The following is an 18,307-nucleotide window of genomic DNA, read 5'->3' as shown; positions in this document are numbered from 1 at the left end:
CATGACCATCACCACCGAGGAGACCGCAGTCGACGTCGTCAGAAAGGCGACACGCGAACTGGCCCGCAGCTTCGATCTCGAATACTGGCGGCAGAAGGACAAGAAGGCCGAATATCCGCGCGAGTTCGTGAAGGCCTTCGCCGACGGTGGCTGGCTGGGGCTGATCATCCCTGAGGAGTACGGCGGACTCGGGCTCGGGATGACCGAGGCGGCGGTGATGCTCTACGAGATCTCCGCCTCCGGTGCCGCGAACAGTGGTGCGTCGGCTATCCACTTCTCGATCTTCCCCCCGGCGCCGATCATCAACTTCGGCTCCGAGGAAATGAAGAAGCAGTGGCTGCCGAAGATCGCCAGCGGAGAAATCCTCATGTGCTTCGGCGTCACCGAACCGACCGCCGGCGTCGACACCTCCCGCATCCGCACCATGGCCAAGAAGGTCGACGGCGGCTGGGTCGTCAACGGTCAGAAGGTCTGGATCAGTAACGCCCAGAACGCGGACAAGATCCTGCTGCTTGCCCGTACCTCACCGCGTGATGACGCCAACCCGCTCGACGGCATGACGATCTTCTTCACCGATCTCAACCGAGACCACGTCACCATCCGGGAGATCGAGAAGTGCGGCCGCTCGGCGCTCGACTCGAACGAGCTGTTCATCGACGACCTCCCGGTCCGCGACGACGAGGTCGTCGGTGAGGTCGGCAAGGGGTTTCAGTACCTCATCGACGGACTCAACCCCGAGCGCATCGTCGTCGCCATGGAACAGATCGGAATCGGTCGTGCCGCAATGGATATCGCGGTTCAGTACGCCAAGGACCGGGTCGTGTTCGATCGTCCCATCGGCAAGAACCAGGCCGTTGCTCATCCACTGGCCGACTCGTGGATCCGCCTCGAGTCAGCCGAGCGGATGGCCATGCATGCGGCGAACCTATTCGACACGCAGCAGAGATGCGGCAAGGAAGCCGCCGCAGCGAAGTTCCTCGGCGCCGAAGCCGGGTTCGAAGCCTGCAACCGCGCGATGTCGACCCTGGGCGGCTACGCGTACTCGAAGGAGTACCACGTGGAGCGTCTGTGGCGGGAATGCCGCCTCCAGTTGAACGCGCCGTTCTCGCAGGAGATGGTGCTCAACTTCGTCTCGCACAACGTCCTCAAGATGCCGAGGTCGTACTGATGTCCGCGCGGAGCGGTGCCCTCTCCGGAACACGAGTTGTCGTTCTGGAGGGACTCGGGCCCACCCCGTTCATCTCGATGCTGCTCTCCGACATGGGAGCCGACGTCGTCCGCGTCGCGCGCCCGCGGCACCGCTCCGCGCGCGAGATCGGACAGACCAAGGGGCTCGCCCCGGACCGGGACGTGGTCAACCGGGGGACCACCTCGGTGGAGGCCGATCTCAAGAGCCCCGCGGGGGTCGAGTCCGTGCTCGCACTGATCGACTCGGCGGACATCTTCGTGGAGGGCTACCGTCCCGGCGTCGTCGAGCGGCTCGGTCTCGGCCCGGACGTCGTCCTCGACCGTAATCCGGCGATCGTGTTCGCACGGATCACCGGCTACGGCCAGACGGGCAGCCTGGCGAAGGCTGTCGGACACGACATCAACTACGTCGCCCAGTCCGGAGTCCTGCACACCCTCGGGCATCCCGGGCAGCGCCCGCGTCCGGCGGTGAACTACCTCGGCGACTACGCCGGCGGAGGGGCTTTGGGAGCCTACGGAATCGTCTGTGCCCTGTACGAATCCGTTCGGTCGGGCCGCGGGCAGGTCGTCGACGTGTCCATGGTCGACGGTGCGGCCGTGCTCACCGCACGAATGCAGGGCCTGCGCGCGGCCGGGCTGTTCTCCGACGAGCCCGGAACCAACCACGTCGACAACGGGGCACCGTTCTACGACACCTACCGCTGCGCCGACGGCCGGTTCGTGGCGGTGGGCGCCCTCGAAGAGGACTTCTACCGGTCCTTCCTCGACGGGCTCGGGGAGGACACCGACGCGTGGCCGGACCGGGACGACGAAGCGAACTGGCCGACGCTGCGGACCCTGATCGCGGACCGGATCGGTACCAAGCCGATGACCGAGTGGGCCGAGACCTTCGCCGGCACCGATGCCTGTGTCACGCCGGTACTGAACTTCCCCGAGGCGGCACGCGACCCGCACAACGCCGAACGCGCCGTGTTCGTCGACGTCGACGGCGTCCTGCACCCGGCACCGTCCCCGCGTCTGCACCGCACTCCCGCACGCCACCCCGGGCCGTCGGCTCGGGAAGGCGCGGACATCGGCGACGTCATCGCCGACTGGGCTGCGGGCTACGTCCGAGTCCACTCGATCCACTGACACCCCCGAAGGGACGAACCCACAGTGTCCACCTATGAGCAGTTCACCAGTCTGAAGTTCGAGACCAACCACCCCGGCGTACTCGAGCTCGTCTTCGACGGGCCCAATCTCAACGCCGTGACCGAAGACCAGCACCGCGAACTGGCGCTCATCTGGCAGGTCATCGACCGGGACCCGGCCGTCCGGGTGGTCCTCGTCCGCGGCGTCGGCAAGGCGTTCTCCGCCGGCGGCAGCTTCGACATGGTCGAGGCCCAGATCGCCGACCACCGGGTCAACATGCGCGTCATGCAGGAGGCCCGAGACCTCTACTACAACATCGTCGGCTGCTCGAAGCCCATCGTCTCGGCCATCCACGGACCCGCCGTCGGAGCCGGTCTCGTGGTAGCGCTGATGGCCGACATCTCGGTCGCCGCCAAAGACGCCCGCATCATCGACGGCCACACCCGACTCGGTGTCGCCGCCGGTGACCACGCCGCCGCCGTCTGGCCGCTTCTGTGCGGCATCGCGAAATCGAAGTACCTCCTCATGACCTGCCGGGAAGTTTCCGGAGAAGACGCCGAACGCGCGGGACTGGTCTCCCTCACCGTCGACAAAGAGGAGCTGCTCGACACCGCCACGGCCATCGCGACCGACCTCGCGGACGGTGCGCAGGACGCCATCCGATGGACCAAACAGGCGATCAACGGCTGGTACCGCCAGGCCGGGCCGATCTTCGACGCCTCCCTCGGCCTCGAGTTCCTCGCCTTCAACGGCCCCGACGTCGCCGAAGGCGTTGCCTCCCACCGCGAACGCCGTGCGCCGAACTTCACCCCGAATGCATCCCATGAACTCGCCTGAGGCGGCCACGGTGTTGCCCGACGTCCTGACCGCCGTCGTCGGCGGAAAGTGGACGGCGGCGGCAGCCGACGCGACGATCCACGACGTGCACGACCCGGCCACCGAACAGGTCATCGCCCGGTTCGCGCAGACCACGGCGGATCAGGTCGACGAGGCCGTCCGCAACGCCCACGACGCGTGGCGAGACTGGGCCGCGACCGCGCCCGTCGAACGTGGACGTGTGCTCGCTCGCCTCGCCGAAACCGTCCGCGCTCACGCGGACCATCTGGCCACCCTCGAGTCCGCCGACACCGGGAAGCCCATCTCCCAGGCGCGCGGCGACATCGCCGTCACCGCGCGCTACCTCGAGTACTACGCCGGCGCCTGTGACAAATTCGGCGGCGAGACCATCCCGCAGGCGACGGACACCTTCGCCTACACCGTCCGCGAGCCGTACGGCGTCGTCGCGCACATCACCCCCTGGAACGCCCCGCTCAGTCAGATGATGCGCGGTGTCGCACCGTGCCTGGCCGCCGGAAACACGGTGGTCGTCAAGCCGTCCGAGCTGACACCGCTGACGACCAGTCTCGTCGCGATCCTCATGGTCGCGGCGGGTCTTCCGGCCGGGGTGTGCAACATCGTCCTCGGCGACGGCCCCACCGTCGGCGGCGCCCTGGTCGGACACGAACTGGTCCGGCACATCGCGTTCACCGGATCGGTGGCATCGGGGCAGAGCGTGGGACGTGTGGCGGCCGAACGAATCGTCGGCGCTCACCTCGAACTCGGTGGAAAATCGCCGACGATCGTCTGCGCCGACGCCGACCTCGGACGTGCCGCGAAGGCCGGGGCCCTTGCCGTCATCCGGAACTCGGGCCAATCCTGTTTCGCCACCACCCGGTTGTTCGTCCATCGCACGGTCCACGACGAGTTCGTCGAACGGGTCGCCGCCGAGATGCACGGGTTGTCCGTCGGCCGCGGCGCCGACGACCCGGACCTCGGACCGCTCGTGTCCGCCGCACAGCGCGACCGGGTTATCGGGATCGTCGAACAGGCCCGTGCGGACGGTGCAGAGATCATCGTCGGCGGCCACGGACCCACGGGCCGGGACACGGGATTCTTCGTGATGCCGACCCTCGTCGCGTCCGTGACCAACGACATGGCCATCGCCCGGCAGGAAGTGTTCGGTCCGGTGCAGTCCGTCATCGCGTTCGACGATCTCGACGAGGCGATCGCGCAGGCGAACGACACACCGTACGGCCTGTCGGCGGGTGTCTTCACTTCCGACATCGGCCGGGCACATCGAGTGGCCCGGGAACTGCAGGCCGGCCAGGTGCAGATCAACCGCTATGCCGGGGCGGGCGTCGAAATCCCGTTCGGCGGATACAAAGCCAGCGGCATCGGCCGGGAGAAGGGCATCGAGGCGCTGCTCGGTTACACGCAGGTCAAGAGCGTGATCGTCGCGCTCGATTGAGCGGCGAGACGCGATGAAAAGATCGTAGGAAGGAAAACCCACATGAGCAGCAAGCGCACTCTCGGTTTCGTCGGACTCGGCGTCATGGGCGGCCCGATGAGCATCAACTTGGTGACCCGATCAGGCCACGAGATGATCGCCTTCGATCTGAGCACCGAGTCGCTGGACCGTGTCGTCGACGCCGGCGCCAAGCGGGGTGCGAGCGTGGTCGACGTCGCCGAGCAGGCCGACGTCGTCTTCCTCTCGCTCCCCAGCATCGTCCAGGTGGAGGCGGTCGCGGAAGAGCTCTTGTCCGCGACCAACCCGCCGAAGATCATCGTCGACATGAGCACCAGCGATGTGACCCGGACGCGTGCGCTCGGGGCGCTTCTGGACAAGGACGGCGTCGAACTGGTCGACGCGCCGGTGGCCCGGTTGCGGCAGGCCGCCAAGGACGGCACCCTGCTCATCACCGTCGGCGCCACACCGGAACGGTTCACCGACCTGCAACCGCTGTTGTCCTGCATGGGATCCGACATCGTCCACGCCGGCGCACTCGGCAGCGGGCAGGTCATCAAGATCCTCAACAACATGGTGGTCTTCCAGACCGTCAACGCGCTGGCGGAGGCCCGCGCCATCGGCACCGCGGCAGGTGTGGACCCGAAGTTGCTGTTCGAGACGCTCACCCTCGGATCCGCGGACAGCTTCGTTCTGCGCAAGTCGGCACTTGCAACGCTCGCCGTCGACGAATTCCCGGTCAAGACGTTCCCGACCGTGTACGCCATCAAGGACCTGAATCTGGCGCTCCAGCTCGCCCGCGACGAGGGCGTCCCCACCGCGTCGGCGGATCAGACCATGACGCTGTTGGAGGCCACCCGCGACGCCGGCTACAGCGACGAGTACTACCCCGTGATGGTCAAGCTCATCGAAGGTGGCACGAGGAAATGAGCGCGACCTTCGACGTCGTCGCGATCCGGCTCGGGCATGTCGACCGGGTCGCCCGGGACAACTTCCTCAGCGACCCGCACCTCTCGGGCGCGATGCGGCTCGACTTCGACATCTGGGTCGTCCGAAACCGCGATCGGATCATCGTGGTGGACACCGGGTTCAGCCCGCAAGCCGGTGAACGCCGCGGCCGGGTGTTGGAGCGTCGCCCGGCGGACGCTCTGCGCGAGTTGGGAATCGAACCTGACGAGGTCACCGACATCGTCGTCACGCACCTACACTACGACCACGCCGGCAATCTCGGAGACTTCCCCGACGCGCGCGTCTGGATCCAAAGTGCCGAGGTCGGATACGCGACCGGCAACAGCATGCGGCACAAGCAACTATCGCACTTCTTCGACGTGGACGACGTATGCGACATCGTGCGCCGCACCTTCGACGGCCGAGTCCGCCAGATCGACGGCCGCCACGTGCTGGCCGACGGAGTCGAACTGCACCCGGTCGGCGGACACACCCCCGGCCTGCAGGTGGTCAGGGTGCGCACCGAACGCGGGTGGGTCGTGCTCGCCTCCGACGCGCTCCACTACTACGCCAACCTCGACCTGAGAAACCCCTTCCCGGCGATCGTGGACGTCCCTGCGATGCTCGACGCCTTCGACACCGTCCTGCAACTCGCCGACGGACCAGATCATGTGGTGCCGGGCCACGACCCTGCCGTCATGGAACGGTTCGGCGCGGTATCCGGCGATCTTCCCGACGGGATGGTCGCCCTGCACCGACAGCCCGCACCCCGCCCCGCACTCGCACATCACTGACTTACGAACAACACAGGAGATTTCGCCGTGGACTTCCGCCTTCCCGATGACATCGAGGACTTCCGCGCCTCCGTCTCGGCGTTTGCAGCCAAGACGCTCGCGCCGGGTGCACTCACCAGGGCGCACGCTCCCGAATTTCCCTGGGAGGTGGCCGAACAGATGGGACAGCAAGGGCTGCTCGGACTGACGATCCCCGAGGACAAAGGCGGACAGGGCGCTTCGCTGCTCGCCGCTGTCGTCGCCATCCAAGCTGTCGCAGCGCACTGCCCGCGATCGGCGGACGTCATCCAGGCCGGCAACTTCGGAGCGATCAGGACCTTCGCCGAGTACGCGTCCCCCGAGCAGCGTAAGAAGTACCTGCCGAATCTGCTGGCCGGAAAGTCGGTCATCGGACTGAGCATGACCGAGCCCGAGGCAGGCTCCGCGGTGACGGACCTGCAGACAACCGCAGTCCGTAAGGACAACGGGTTCGTCATCAACGGCACCAAGGTGTTCGGAACCCACAGTGCGGACGCCTCGGTGTACCTGGTGTACGTGCGATTCGGCCCGGGCGTCGGCGGAATCGGCTCAGTGCTCATCGACGCCGGCACTCCCGGTCTCACGGTGGGAGAGCCGTCCATGTTCATGAACGGTGAGCACTGGTGCCAGCTGTACTTCGAGGACTGCTTCGTGCCGGACTCTCAGGTCCTTCTCGGCGAGGGCGGCTTCAAACGACAGATCACAGGATTCAACGTCGAGCGGCTCGGGAACGCCTCCCGATCGCTGGCTGTCGGACGCTATGCCTTCGATGCCGCCGTGCGGCATGTCACCGAACGCGAACAGTTCGGCCGCCGGCTCGCAGAGTTTCAGGGGCTGCAGTGGATGTTCGCCGAGCGCGCTGTCGCGCTCGAGTCCGCCCAACTGCTCCTGCACCGTGCTGCCGCCGTCGGCGACGGTGAACTTCCGACTGCCTACGACACCGCTGTCGCGAAGTACGCGGCCAACGAGGCCGGATTCGGTGCCGCAGACCTCGCCGTTCAGGCAATGGGTGGTATCGGGTTCAGCGAAGAATCGCTGGTCGAGTACTGCTTCCGGCGTACCCGTGGCTGGAAGATCGCCGGCGGTTCCACCGAGATCCTCAAAAACCGCATCGCCGAGACCGTCTTCGACCGCCGGTTCAGCCAGAGGGCGAGCAAGCGATGAACCCCGATGCCGGCGAACGCCTCTACCACGCACTGATGCGGCCACAGACCGTCGCGATCGTCGGAGCCTCGGACGATCCGGCCAAGACCACCTCGCGCCCCCTCCGCAATCTCGCCGACAACAACTGGCCAGGAACCGTGTACGTCGTCAACCCGAACCGCGACACCGTCGGGGGCCGCATGGCGTACGACAGCCTGGCCGATCTGCCCACCGTCCCGGACCACGTCTTCGTTCTCACCGGCGCGGATCCGGCGATCGAGGCCGCGCGTGAGTGCTCCCGGATCGGCGTTCCGGTGGTGACGATCATGGCCGACGGTTTCGTGGGTGGTTCGGCGGATGCCCGCCGGCGGATGACGTCGCTCGAGGAGGTCGCTGCGGCCGGGCGGACCCGCGTCCTGGGCCCCAGCAGTCTCGGAGTGGTCAGCACCTCCCAGCGCCTCGTCCTGACCGCGAATGCCGCCTTCTCCGAGCCGTTGCCGATGGGTGGAGGCATCTTCGTGGCGTCCCAGTCGGGTAGTGCCATCGGTGCGTTGGCCTCACGCGGCAAGGACGCGGGAATAGCCTTCCACTCCATGGTCTCCACGGGCTCCGAAATCGACCTGTCGTTGGGCGAAGTCTGCCTCGCCTCGGTCGACGACCCCGAGGTGACGAGCTACATCCTCTTCCTCGAGAACCTCAGCCATGCGGGCGATCTCGCAGCGTTCGCGCGGGCAGCCGCCGACCGCGGGAAGCCGGTGCTGGCATACAAGCTCGGGCGCTCGGACGCGGCTGCCGAACTGGCTGTCTCCCACACCGGCGCCCTCGCGGGAGACGATGCGATTGCCGATGCGGCGCTCCGCGATCTCGGCATCACCCGCGTCCACACTTTCGACGCGCTCCTCGAGGCACACCCCCTGGCTCGCCGCGCCCGGACCCTCGGAGCTGCGCGCTCGGCTCCGCGGGTGGCCGTCGTGTCCACCACGGGCGGCGGCGGGGCGATGATGGTCGACTGCCTGGCGATGGCCGGCGCCGAACCGACCCCGCCGAGCGAGAAGACCCGAGCCCGGCTCGCCGACGCCGGCATCGATGCAGGTGGCGGCACCCTCGTCGACCTCACACTGGCGGGAACTCGGTACGAGGTGATGAAGTCCGCGCTCGACATCCTGCTCGCAGCCCCCGAGTTCGATGCCGTCGTGGCGGTCCCGGGTTCGTCTGCCCGCTTCCTTCCGGAGCATGCCGTCAAGCCGATCGTCGACGCTGCAGGAGGCGACAAAGCCCTCGTGGCGTTCGTCGTACCCTCCGCGCCGGATGCGCTTCGAATGCTTCGCGGCAGCGGGATCAGCGCCTTCCGGTCCCCGGAAGCCTGTGCCGACGCGATCGTCTCGGTATTCGCTTCCAGGGCACCCCGGCTGGAGGCATTCTCGCCCCTTCCGGTACCTACGACGACCAGCGTCCTCGATGAGCAGTCCTCATACGGGGTGTTCGCCGACTTGGGAATCCCACACGCCCCGTTCGCGGTTCTCGGCACGGCAGGACCCTTCGACGAGATCCCGGTGACCACACCGGCCGCGGTGAAGATTCATGCGGCGGGACTGGCTCACAAATCGGACCTGGGTGGCGTCGTTCTCGGAGTCGAGGACACCGCCGGGTTGAAGTCCGCCGTCGACACCATCGTCTCGTCGGTGCGGCGGACCGACCCCACCGTGCCGACCGACCAGATTCTCGTGCAGCAGATGGTCCGAGGACTCGGCGAGGCCCTCATCGGATTCCGGGTCGACCCGGATGTCGGCCCGATCGTGCTCCTCGCCGCCGGGGGAGTGCTGGCCGAACTCCACAAGGACCGCAGCGTCCGTCTCGCTCCCGTCGATCCGGCCACGGCCCAGGAGATGATCGACGAGGTGACCGCGTTCCGTGCCCTCGCCGGGTTCCGCGGCCTCCCCAAGGGCGACCTGGTAGCGCTGCGTGACGCCGTGGTCGCAGTCTCCCGCGCTGCCGGACTCGTCGAATCCGGCGTGGTCGAACTCGAAGCGAACCCGGTGATGGTCTGTGCCGAAGGACAGGGTGTGTTCGCGGTCGATGCTGTTGTCCGGATCGCACAACCCGATCGCTCCAATTCCCCTCGATCGACCCCCGCCGTCGTGATGACCGCCGGTAACGTAGGACCGTAGGAGTTCCCATGGATGTCAACCACATCGTGGATTCACCGTTCCGGGCATTGCCGCGGGGCGACAAGAGCGCCCCCGCGGTGTCGATCGACGGAACCCAATGGTGGACCTACACCGATCTCCGCGCCCGCCGCGATTGCTACGTGACCGTGCTCAGGGAAGCCGGGGTCGTCAAGGGCGACCGGGTCGGAATGATCCTGCTGAACTCCCTCGACTACGTCGCCCTGTACTTCGCGATCGCCCGCATCGGCGCGATCGCGGTCCGCCTGAATTTCCGGCTCGCTCCCGCGGAACTGTCCTTCCTCATCGAGGACTCGGGAAGCAAGGTGGTCTTCTTTCACTCCAGCCGCAGTGACCAGCTGGATCCGGTTCGCGGTGATCTCTCGGTCCGGACCTGGTTCTGCCTCGCGGACGACGACACTCCGGTACCCGACTGGGCAACCGAGCCCGACCTCACCTCCCCCGATCACGGTGTCGACGATCTTCCGCGACCGTCCGGAAGTGATCCGGTCATGATCATGTACACCTCCGGAACGACCGGCAGACCGAAGGGTTCGGTGTGGACACATGACAATGTCATGTGGTTCGCCACCATCCAGGCCATGCAGTGGGGCTTCACCTCCGAGACCGTGACAATGACGACCGGGCCGCTCTATCACGCCGGCGCCTTCGAGTGCTTCACCCTTCCGGCGCTCATGGTCTACGGGAAGGCGGTGATCATGTCCAGCGGAGGGATGTCCGCCGAGCGGATCGCGGGCACGATCGAAACGGCCCAGGTCACCGACGCGCTGCTCTATCCGTTCCTCATCTACGACCTGCTCGCGCTGGGAGCCGAGGAACTCCGCAAGCTCGACACCTTGAAGCTCATCATGTCCGGCGGTGATCCGTTGCAGGCGTGGGCGATCGACGCACTGAGCGAACACCTGCCGCACGTGGTCCTCAACAAGGGTTTCGGCCTCACCGAGGGCGGCGGACAGTCCGCAGTCCTCGTGCAGGAGTTCAACCGAAGCCACGCCCATACCGTCGGACGCCCGCTGCCCCTCACCGAGATCCGGGTGGTGGCTCTCGACGGTACGGACGTCGCTCCCGGCCACATGGGGGAGATCTGGGTCAGATCGCCTGCCATTTCCGGGGTGTACTGGAATCGCCCGGACGCCACGAACGAGACATTCGTGGACGGCTGGTGCCGTACCGGTGACCTCGGGCAGATCACCGAGGACGGCTTCCTGCTGGTCAGCGGACGCAGCAAGGACATGATCCGCAGCGGCGGTGAGAACATTTATCCTGCGGAGATCGAGGCAGTGGTCGCCCGGCATCCGGGCGTGGGCGCGGTCGCCGTGGTGGGTGTCCCCGACAGCAAGTACCTGGAGGTCGGCTGCGCGGTCATCGTCCCCGCCGGCGACTCCGGCCCGGCGGACGAACTCGAGTCCTCCATCCGGGACATGGTCGCCGCGCGGCTGGCCAAGTACAAGTGCCCCCGTCATTACGTGTTCGTCGACGAACTGCCCGTGAGCCCCGCCGGAAAGATCCTCAAGCGTGAACTGCGCGACACCTACGCATCCATCGCGGGCTCGGCTTCCTGACACCGGTCCGTTCCGCGGAGCGTTGCCGGATCTACTGTGCAAGAAAGGTATTAGAAATGCGTTTCGGAGACATTGACGTACTGCCCGTACTCGACGGGATCGGCCGAGAGGACCCCAACCACATCCTCACCAGGCCGGGCATCGACGAACCCTGGTCGACCAAGGCAGAGGCCCTCGACGAGCACGGAGTCCTCGACTTCGACATCGGCGGATTCCTCATCCGAACCGGCGATCGCGTCGTCGTCGTCGACACCGGAGTAGGCACCATCGATGACAAATTGCTCGAGCACGGCGGCCGGTACACCGGCGGTAAGTTCCTCGACTCCCTGCGCGCCCACGGCGTGGCGCCCGAAGAGGTGACGGACGTCCTGCTCACCCACCTCCACTTCGATCACGTAGGTTGGACGACCCAGAAGGGGAAGGTCGTCTTTCCCGGCGCCACCTACCGAACGCATCGCCTCGACTGGGAGCACTTCGTCACCTCTCCAGATGCCAGCCCCGGCGCCGTACGCAAACTCTCGCCCATCACCGACCAGCTCGAGCTGTTCGACCGGGACATCACCTTGGCCCCGGGCGTGGACGCCCTGCACAGCCCCGGACACACCCCCGGTTCGACCGTCTTCGTCGTCTCGAGTGAGAGCCGGCGGGGGTATCTGCTGGGCGACGTCGTGCATTCGACCGTCGAGCTCGAGGAACCGGACTGGCGGGCCATCTTCGACGAGGACCCCGAGCTCGCCTCGCAGACCCGTAACCGGCTCGCCGACGAGCTCGCCGCCAGCGGCGACCTGGTCGCCGGAGCACACTTCCCCGGCCTGAACTTCGGGCGCATAGTACTGACCGACGGTCAGCGTCGATTCCGCGCGCTCTGAGCCGCCCGGGACCGCACCCGGTCACAGATGAAAGGACCACGATGGTCACCTACGGGGAGCAACTCACCATCGGGCAGATCCCACACCTGCACGCCCAGTCGCACCTGCTCCGCCACAAGACTGCGATCGTCGAAGGCGACACCCGCCTCACCTGGTTGGACGTGAGCGAGCGTACGGCAAGACTGGCCAACGGGTTGGCGAGATTGGGCGTACACAAGGGAACCAAGGTTGCCGTGATCCTCACCAATCGTGTGCAGTACGTGGAGATCGTCTATGCGGTTGCCGGACTGGGCGCAGCGGTCGTACCGATCAGCTATCGGTTCACGCCGGGGGAGATCGAGTACGCGGTCCACCACAGCGACGCCGAGGTGGTCATCGTGGACGGACATCTCACCGGCACGTTCGCCGCAGCCCACGAGACTCTGCCGCACATTCCCGCCGATCACGTGCTCGTCGTGGCCGGTGAGGACGGGTCAGCCGGTTACCTCGACTACGAGACGGTGCTCACCGATTCGTCGACGGATGTCGAGTACCTGGACATGGACGAATGGGACGTCTATCACCTGGCATTCACCGGCGGCACCAGCGGTGCTCCCAAGGTCTGTGAGATCCCGCAGCGGATCGCCCGGCAGGGGTGGTACGACATCACCGTCGAGGTGGGCAACCGCGCGAACGACGTCACCGTCCTCGCAGGTCCCTTCTATCACGGTCTCGGCTTCACCTGGGGGCTCCAGCAGCTGATGGTCGGCGGAACCGTGGTGATGCTCCGGGAATTCGACGCACGCGAGCTCCTGCAGACCATCGAACGTGAACGGGTGTCGTTCATCCCCATGGTCCCGACGATGTTCGAGATGCTCCTCGAGGTGCCCGATAAGGCGTCGTTCGACATCGGGTCGGTACGCCGGCTGATGTCGGCCGGATCTCCGCTGCTCACCGCGACCAAGGAGCGACTGCTGGAGTACGTCCCCGCCGCGGGACTCTACGAGCTCTACGGCTCGACGGAGGCGGGTTTCTTCAGCATCCTCAAGCCGGAAGACCAGCTCCGCAAGGAGCGCTCGGCGGGCCTGCCCTATTTCGGATGCGAATTGCGGATCCTCGATCCCAGCGGTGAGGACGTCCCAGTGGGAACCGTCGGGCAGATCTACAAGCGGGGACCCGGCCTGGGAGTCCGGTACTACAAGAACCCCGAAGCCACCGAGGACCAGTTCCGCGGGGACTGGATCTCGAGCGGGGACCTCGGTCGATTCGACGAGGAGGGCTATCTCTACGTGGTCGACCGGGCCAAGGACATGATCATCTCGGGCGGAGTGAACATCTTTCCCACCGAGATCGAGGATGTCCTCGTCAAGTATCCGGACGTCGTCGAAGCCGCCGTCATCGGTCGCCCCGACCCCAAGTGGGGCGAGATCGTCACCGCGTATGTAGTGACCAGGGACAAGATTCCGATCCCGAAAGACGAACTCGATGTCCTGTGCCGGGAGAAGCTGGCCGGCTACAAGAGACCGCGCGCGTATCTCGCCCTCGACGAACTGCCGAAGAACGCTTCCGGCAAGCTCCTCAAGCGTGTGCTCAAATCGCAGGGGGACACGAGTGAGACGTGACGACGTGCCGGCGACCGTGGGCGTATCGGGTTACTTCCGACGATGCCCCGGTACGGGATTCGAGGAACTGACGCCCTTGCCGGTGGCACTGAGCGGGTGGGGTAGCGAGCACATGCGGGGCAGTGCCGTCACCGGCGCCCTGGCTCGATCGGCGGAAGACGCCGGCGGGGCGCGACCGGACCTCCGTCCGGTCAGGTTCACTGCCGATCTTCAGAGGGCGGCGACGATGGCGCCCGTGTCGACGAGGTCGACCGTCGTCCGCGAGGGCCGTCGTCTGTTGCTCGTGGACAGCGAATTCCTCCAGAACGGCCACACCATGGCGCGCGCTCGCACGCTGTTCCTGCCGGCGGCACAGCGGGAGGTCGCCGATCCGCCCTGGTCGCCGGGCCGGTCCCCAAGCATGCCTCCGGCCGACCTGCGGCCGGCCACCGACGAGGGACGCCTGTTCTTCAGTGAGGACGAGGGATGGAACTCCGACGCGGCCGCTCATCGAAACTCCGCGCGAAAACAGCTCTGGTGCCAGTCCATCCCGGTCGTGGAGAACGAGACCGTATCGCCGTTCCAAGCCGCCGCCACCGTCGCGGACCTGACCAATCTCGTCACTCACTGGGGTACCGACGGCGTCCGCTACATCAACGCCGACGTCACGCTCACCCTGGCCAGGTTCCCCGACGGACAGGCCCTGGGCGTATCGGCGACCGGTCGAGTCGGAGCGGGCGCTATTTCGGTAGGTACGGCCGAAATGTACGACCACAGAGGCATATTCGGCCACACGACAGTGTCCACGATCCTGCAATCCAGCCGTCCGGTAGACACCATCACCCAGCTCATGCGGGGCAGCCGGACCGAGCTGCCCACGCATCGTCACCGAAGGACGGAGTACGCATGACCACGTCGAGACGATCGGACATTACGGCCCTGCAGGTCCACCGCTACCACGAAACCCCGATAATCACAGTGGAGGCGATTCCCCCTCCGACATGTGGCCCCCACGATGTAGTGATGGCCCCCCGAGCTGCGGCCCTCCATGTCGCTGACCTGCTGATGATGAAGGGCGAATACCAGGTTCGGCCCGAACTTCCCTTCGTCCCGGGAATGGAAGCGGCCGGACTGGTGATCGAGGTAGGCGACCAGGTCACCCACCTCGCCCTCGGAGACAGGGTCCTCGCACTGATGACCCACGGAGCGATTGCCGGTGCCGCGGTGGTACCGGGGGCGCAGGTCGCCAGGATCCCGGCTTCGATGACCTACTCCGCAGCCGCGACGTTCGGAATCGCTTACTTCACCGCGTACGCAGCGTTGCATTTTCGAGCAGGCTTACGCGCAGGTGAGACAGTCCTGGTCACCGGTGCGCTCGGCGGCGTAGGGCGTGCTGCGGCGCAGCTCGCCAAGGCAGAGGGCGCGACCGTCCTGGTGGCCTCCCGCGACCTCGAGGGGGTGCGCTCGGAACTGCGCGAGCACATCGACGAGGTGGTCGACGCGGACCCCGACCGCATAGCCCAGGCGATCAAGAGCAGAACGGACGGGCGCGGCGCAGACGTGGTGGTCGACGTCGTCGGTGGTCCACTCCTCGGTCAGCTGGTTCGGGCCACGGCATGGGAGGGCCGGCTTGTGATCGTCGGCTTCGCCGCAGGCACCCCGTCGCCCATCAAGCCCGGGCACCTGCTCGTAAAGAACATCTCGGTGTCGGGCCTCCAATCGACCGACTACTGGTCCCGGTGTCCCGACAGGGTTCAGGCAGCACTGGTCCGGCTGTTGGCACTGGTGGATGCCGGTGCTCTGCCCGTGCCGGAACCCCACGAGTTCCGCCTCGACGAGATCGACGCTGCGATGCGTGCGGTGACGGAGAGTTCTTCTCGCCGAGGTGTCGTGCTCCTGATCGATCAGGACGAGCGAACCAAGGCCGAGTAGAGGGCCCACTCCCGTCATGGCGGCCACACTGCACCGAAACCCGGACGCTGAGTCGTGGGCTTGCGGCTGTCTCGGCCGCTGAGTTTCCCGGTTGCTAGCAGGGAAATCCGCGCTGTCGGCGTCGGGACGGGCGGCGGCTTGATAACCGGGACCCGCGGCACAGGTAGGCACCTCAGCTCATCCCAGTCCTGACGGGTCGGGTGCGAAATGCCGACCTGCCTCCCACCGGATAAGTGCCCGCGCACTCGATGCTGCGCCCGCTCTGACGCGCAGTCCGGCGTGCGTCGGCACCGTCACCGACCTCGACCGAGCCGGGCACAATAGTTACATACGCTGCCGAAAATATAAGGGAATATGTGTAGTTTTGTGGCATGAGATCGGATAGTCGTGCTGCGCAGGTGGTGACGCTGGCCGCTGAGCAGGGGGGTGTGGTGACCAGCCGGCAGGCGCGGGCGGTGACGTCGGTGTCGGTGCAGCAGCTCAAGCGGATGGTCGATTCGGGGGTGCTCGAGCGGCTGCATCATGGGCTGTACCGGCTGGCACGGATGCCGGAGGATGTGCACCTGGAGGAGCGGGTGGCGTGGCTGGCGCTGGACCCGGATGCGGTGGTGTGGGAGCGGCTGGATCAGCCGGTCCCGACCGGGGTGCTTTCGCATCGCACCGCCGCCGGCCTGCTGGGGCTGGGGGATCTGGACGCCGATGTGGTGGAGCTGACCGCGACCCGGCGGATCCGGCTGTCGCTGCCAGAGGTGATCGTGCACCGGGGTGTGCTGTCGCGGGAGGATTGGCAGCTCGTCGACGGGCTGCCGGTGACCACCCCGGTCCGCACCATCGCTGATCTGGCCGCCGCCGGCACCGATGCGGGGCATCTGGCGTCGGTGGTCCGCGACGCCCTCACCCGGGGCCTGGCCACGGTGGAGGAGGTGGTGGCGGTGCTGTCCCCGCATGCCTTCGACTATGGTCACCGGGCTCTGGACGGGCAGGGTTTCCTCGAGGTGCTGATCGCTCAGGCGGGAGTGCCGGCCACCATGCTGGCGGTCGCGGACTTCGCTCGCAAGAACACGACCACAGCCGCTGGTGCCACCGCCGCTACTGCGTCCGTGGCGGATGCTGGGCAGCTGGATGTCGCCGCCCTGATGAAGGCGGTGACCGAGTCGCCGCAGGCGCGGGACGCGCTGATGCGGTCGCTCGCCGCCGCCCTCGGGCAGTCCACCGCCAGCGACACCAGCACCAGCACCGGCACCGGCACCGGGGAGACCGCACCCGCCTCCCAGTCGGCGGACGGCACCAGCACGACCGGATCCGACCGGACGGCCGGGTCGGTCCGGTCGGCGAAGGCGGCAGACCGGTGAGCCCGGTGTCGCGGTCCCCGCAGGCGGTGCGGGCCAGTATCACCGACCGCCTCAACCGATACGCCCGACCGCACGGCTAGAATATCGCCCGGGTGCGTCGCCCATTCGTTGTCGCCCGTTTCCTGACCCCGCGTCGTTGACGCCGACCCCGGACGGGTGAATCCTCAAGGGTGCCTCGGAATGTGGTGCAGGTCGATATCGCGTGGGCAGTGGTTATCGCGTGGGCGAGCTCAGCTGTCGGTTGCCGGCCCGGGGAGAGGGGTCTGGGAGTCGTGGGGGTGTCGAACGTCCCGGATGGCGTCGGCGAGGTCGGCCGCTGTCGGAAGGGCGGGCCGGACGTCGGCGGGCAGGGACCGGTGTGTGGTGTAGGTGCTGACGGCGAGCGGGGAGTCCAGGCCGCGGAGTGCGTATTCGACGACGATGTCGTCGCGGTCGGCGGCGAGGAGAATTCCGATGGTGGTGCCGTCGCCGTGCTCGGGCTTGCGGAGCAGGTCATCGACGGCGTTGACGTAGAAGTTGAGCTTGCCGATGTGTTCGGGCTCGGCGTGGCCGATCTTGAGCTCGAAGACGACGAAGCGGCGCAGGCCCAGGTGGAAGAACAGCAGATCGAGGTAGAAGTCGGAGTTGCCGACGGTGAGCTTGTACTGGCGTCCGACGAAGGAAAAGCCACCACCGAGCTCGGTGAGGAAATGGGTGAGTCGGCCGATGAGGGCATCTTCGAGGTCGCGTTCGCTGTAACCGGCGTCGAGGCCGAGGAAGTCGAGGTTGTACGGATCCTGGAGGATCTCGTGGGCGAGGTCGGATTCGTGCGCCGGCAGCGTGGTGGGGAAATTGTTCGGTGCGGCACCGACACGCAGGTGCCGATCCGAGGTGATGTGATGGACGAGTGTGGCGCGGGACCAGCCGTGATGGGCGGCCTGGCTGGCGTACCAGTCGCGGACATGGGGGTCGGGGAGACGGTCGAGGAGGACGAGGATGTGTCCCCACGGCAATTGCGCAGCAGGGTGCTGCGCAATGGGGTCGGGGTATTCGGTGGCAAGGGTCCGCATGTAGATGAGGTTGCGCTGGGACAGTCCGCGCATGCCGGGGAACTCGGTGCGCAGGTCGTCGGCGAGCCGGGCAATGACCCTGGTACCCCACCCTTCCTCGCTCTGCCGAGCGCGAATCAGCTTCCCGATCTTCCAATACAGGAGGATCAGTTCGGTGTTGACCTTGCGGGCGGCGTGGACGCGGGCGGTGCGGACCTGGGACTTGATGTCCTCGAGCAAGGCGCCGTACCCGGCGGGCTCGATTCCTTCTGCTCGACTCATCGTCGCCATC

The 18,307-nt window shown here is 66.8% G+C and carries 15 protein-coding genes; 14 read left to right on the top strand and 1 reads right to left on the bottom strand.

From position 1 onward, the window contains the following. The first annotated feature begins 1 nt into the window (after position 1). From CJ177_RS41975 to CJ177_RS41910, 14 genes are all read left to right on the top strand, one after another. Positions 2 to 1,168 carry an acyl-CoA dehydrogenase family protein gene (locus tag CJ177_RS41975; protein ID WP_095870540.1) on the top strand — a complete coding sequence of 389 codons (1,167 nt, stop codon included), beginning with the start codon at positions 2 to 4 and terminating at the stop codon, positions 1,166 to 1,168. Continuing rightward, on the top strand, positions 1,168 to 2,319 hold the full coding sequence (locus CJ177_RS41970; protein WP_095870539.1) for a CaiB/BaiF CoA-transferase family protein: 1,152 nt from the start codon (positions 1,168 to 1,170) through the stop codon (positions 2,317 to 2,319). The genes CJ177_RS41975 and CJ177_RS41970 overlap by 1 nt, the downstream gene beginning before the upstream one ends. A gap of 24 nt (positions 2,320 to 2,343) precedes the next feature. Then, positions 2,344 to 3,156: an enoyl-CoA hydratase/isomerase family protein gene (locus CJ177_RS41965; protein ID WP_095870538.1), complete on the top strand. Its 813-nt coding sequence runs from the start codon at positions 2,344 to 2,346 to the stop codon at positions 3,154 to 3,156. Continuing rightward, positions 3,143 to 4,606 (top strand): aldehyde dehydrogenase, encoded by a 1,464-nt coding sequence (locus tag CJ177_RS41960; protein WP_095870537.1) that lies wholly within the window; start codon positions 3,143 to 3,145, stop codon positions 4,604 to 4,606. The genes CJ177_RS41965 and CJ177_RS41960 overlap by 14 nt, the downstream gene beginning before the upstream one ends. A 42-nt stretch (positions 4,607 to 4,648) precedes the next feature. Further along, positions 4,649 to 5,533, top strand: coding sequence for an NAD(P)-dependent oxidoreductase (locus CJ177_RS41955; protein ID WP_095870536.1), 885 nt, complete (start codon positions 4,649 to 4,651; stop codon positions 5,531 to 5,533). Continuing rightward, positions 5,530 to 6,345 carry an N-acyl homoserine lactonase family protein gene (locus CJ177_RS41950; RefSeq protein WP_095870535.1) on the top strand — a complete coding sequence of 272 codons (816 nt, stop codon included), beginning with the start codon at positions 5,530 to 5,532 and terminating at the stop codon, positions 6,343 to 6,345. Before CJ177_RS41955 ends, CJ177_RS41950 begins: the two co-directional genes overlap by 4 nt. Before the next feature lie 27 nt (positions 6,346 to 6,372). Continuing rightward, entirely contained in the window at positions 6,373 to 7,527 is a 1,155-nt protein-coding gene (locus CJ177_RS41945; protein ID WP_095870534.1) for an acyl-CoA dehydrogenase family protein, read from the top strand. Further along, complete coding sequence (locus tag CJ177_RS41940) at positions 7,524 to 9,674, top strand: acetate--CoA ligase family protein (protein WP_095870533.1); 2,151 nt, start codon at positions 7,524 to 7,526, stop codon at positions 9,672 to 9,674. The genes CJ177_RS41945 and CJ177_RS41940 overlap by 4 nt, the downstream gene beginning before the upstream one ends. Before the next feature lie 8 nt (positions 9,675 to 9,682). Next, positions 9,683 to 11,254: a class I adenylate-forming enzyme family protein gene (locus CJ177_RS41935; protein WP_095870532.1), complete on the top strand. Its 1,572-nt coding sequence runs from the start codon at positions 9,683 to 9,685 to the stop codon at positions 11,252 to 11,254. 56 nt (positions 11,255 to 11,310) lie between these two features. Then, positions 11,311 to 12,123, top strand: a complete 813-nt coding sequence (locus tag CJ177_RS41930) for an MBL fold metallo-hydrolase (RefSeq protein ID WP_095870531.1) — start codon at positions 11,311 to 11,313, stop codon at positions 12,121 to 12,123. A gap of 41 nt (positions 12,124 to 12,164) precedes the next feature. Beyond that, the gene (locus tag CJ177_RS41925; protein ID WP_095870530.1) at positions 12,165 to 13,724 is read left to right on the top strand and encodes a class I adenylate-forming enzyme family protein; all 1,560 of its coding nucleotides are present in this window, start codon (positions 12,165 to 12,167) and stop codon (positions 13,722 to 13,724) included. Further along, positions 13,714 to 14,613, top strand: a complete 900-nt coding sequence (locus CJ177_RS41920; RefSeq protein ID WP_218835186.1) for an acyl-CoA thioesterase domain-containing protein — start codon at positions 13,714 to 13,716, stop codon at positions 14,611 to 14,613. Before CJ177_RS41925 ends, CJ177_RS41920 begins: the two co-directional genes overlap by 11 nt. Continuing rightward, entirely contained in the window at positions 14,610 to 15,635 is a 1,026-nt protein-coding gene (locus CJ177_RS41915) for an NADPH:quinone oxidoreductase family protein (RefSeq protein WP_095870528.1), read from the top strand. Before CJ177_RS41920 ends, CJ177_RS41915 begins: the two co-directional genes overlap by 4 nt. A gap of 371 nt (positions 15,636 to 16,006) precedes the next feature. Next, entirely contained in the window at positions 16,007 to 16,987 is a 981-nt protein-coding gene (locus CJ177_RS41910) for a type IV toxin-antitoxin system AbiEi family antitoxin domain-containing protein (RefSeq protein WP_095870527.1), read from the top strand. 230 nt (positions 16,988 to 17,217) lie between these two features. Here the strand turns inward: CJ177_RS41910 and CJ177_RS41905 are convergent, their stop codons facing one another. Next, positions 17,218 to 18,297, bottom strand: a complete 1,080-nt coding sequence (locus tag CJ177_RS41905) for a YhcG family protein (protein ID WP_257014950.1) — start codon at positions 18,295 to 18,297, stop codon at positions 17,218 to 17,220. Between the last annotated feature and the right edge of the window lie 10 nt (positions 18,298 to 18,307).

This window comes from Rhodococcus sp. ACPA1, assembly GCF_002300195.1.
In the GTDB taxonomy this organism is placed as follows: Bacteria; Actinomycetota; Actinomycetes; order Mycobacteriales; family Mycobacteriaceae; genus Rhodococcus_F; species Rhodococcus_F opacus.
Note: the sequence above shows the minus strand (reverse complement) of the source record. Positions and strands in the feature narration are given on the sequence as shown.

What these genes read in the sequence shown, in the direction of transcription:
- CJ177_RS41955 (WP_095870536.1), top strand. Translation starts at nt 4,649, where the DNA reads ATGAGCAGCAAGCGCACTCTCGGTTTCGTCGGACTCGGCGTCATGGGC.
- CJ177_RS41940 (WP_095870533.1), top strand. Translation starts at nt 7,524, where the DNA reads ATGAACCCCGATGCCGGCGAACGCCTCTACCACGCACTGATGCGGCCA.
- CJ177_RS41930 (WP_095870531.1), top strand. Translation starts at nt 11,311, where the DNA reads ATGCGTTTCGGAGACATTGACGTACTGCCCGTACTCGACGGGATCGGC.
- CJ177_RS41905 (WP_257014950.1), bottom strand. Translation starts at nt 18,297, where the DNA reads ATGAGTCGAGCAGAAGGAATCGAGCCCGCCGGGTACGGCGCCTTGCTC.
- CJ177_RS41970 (WP_095870539.1), top strand. Translation starts at nt 1,168, where the DNA reads ATGTCCGCGCGGAGCGGTGCCCTCTCCGGAACACGAGTTGTCGTTCTG.
- CJ177_RS41975 (WP_095870540.1), top strand. Translation starts at nt 2, where the DNA reads ATGACCATCACCACCGAGGAGACCGCAGTCGACGTCGTCAGAAAGGCG.
- CJ177_RS41950 (WP_095870535.1), top strand. Translation starts at nt 5,530, where the DNA reads ATGAGCGCGACCTTCGACGTCGTCGCGATCCGGCTCGGGCATGTCGAC.
- CJ177_RS41935 (WP_095870532.1), top strand. Translation starts at nt 9,683, where the DNA reads ATGGATGTCAACCACATCGTGGATTCACCGTTCCGGGCATTGCCGCGG.
- CJ177_RS41960 (WP_095870537.1), top strand. Translation starts at nt 3,143, where the DNA reads ATGAACTCGCCTGAGGCGGCCACGGTGTTGCCCGACGTCCTGACCGCC.
- CJ177_RS41910 (WP_095870527.1), top strand. Translation starts at nt 16,007, where the DNA reads ATGAGATCGGATAGTCGTGCTGCGCAGGTGGTGACGCTGGCCGCTGAG.
- CJ177_RS41925 (WP_095870530.1), top strand. Translation starts at nt 12,165, where the DNA reads ATGGTCACCTACGGGGAGCAACTCACCATCGGGCAGATCCCACACCTG.
- CJ177_RS41915 (WP_095870528.1), top strand. Translation starts at nt 14,610, where the DNA reads ATGACCACGTCGAGACGATCGGACATTACGGCCCTGCAGGTCCACCGC.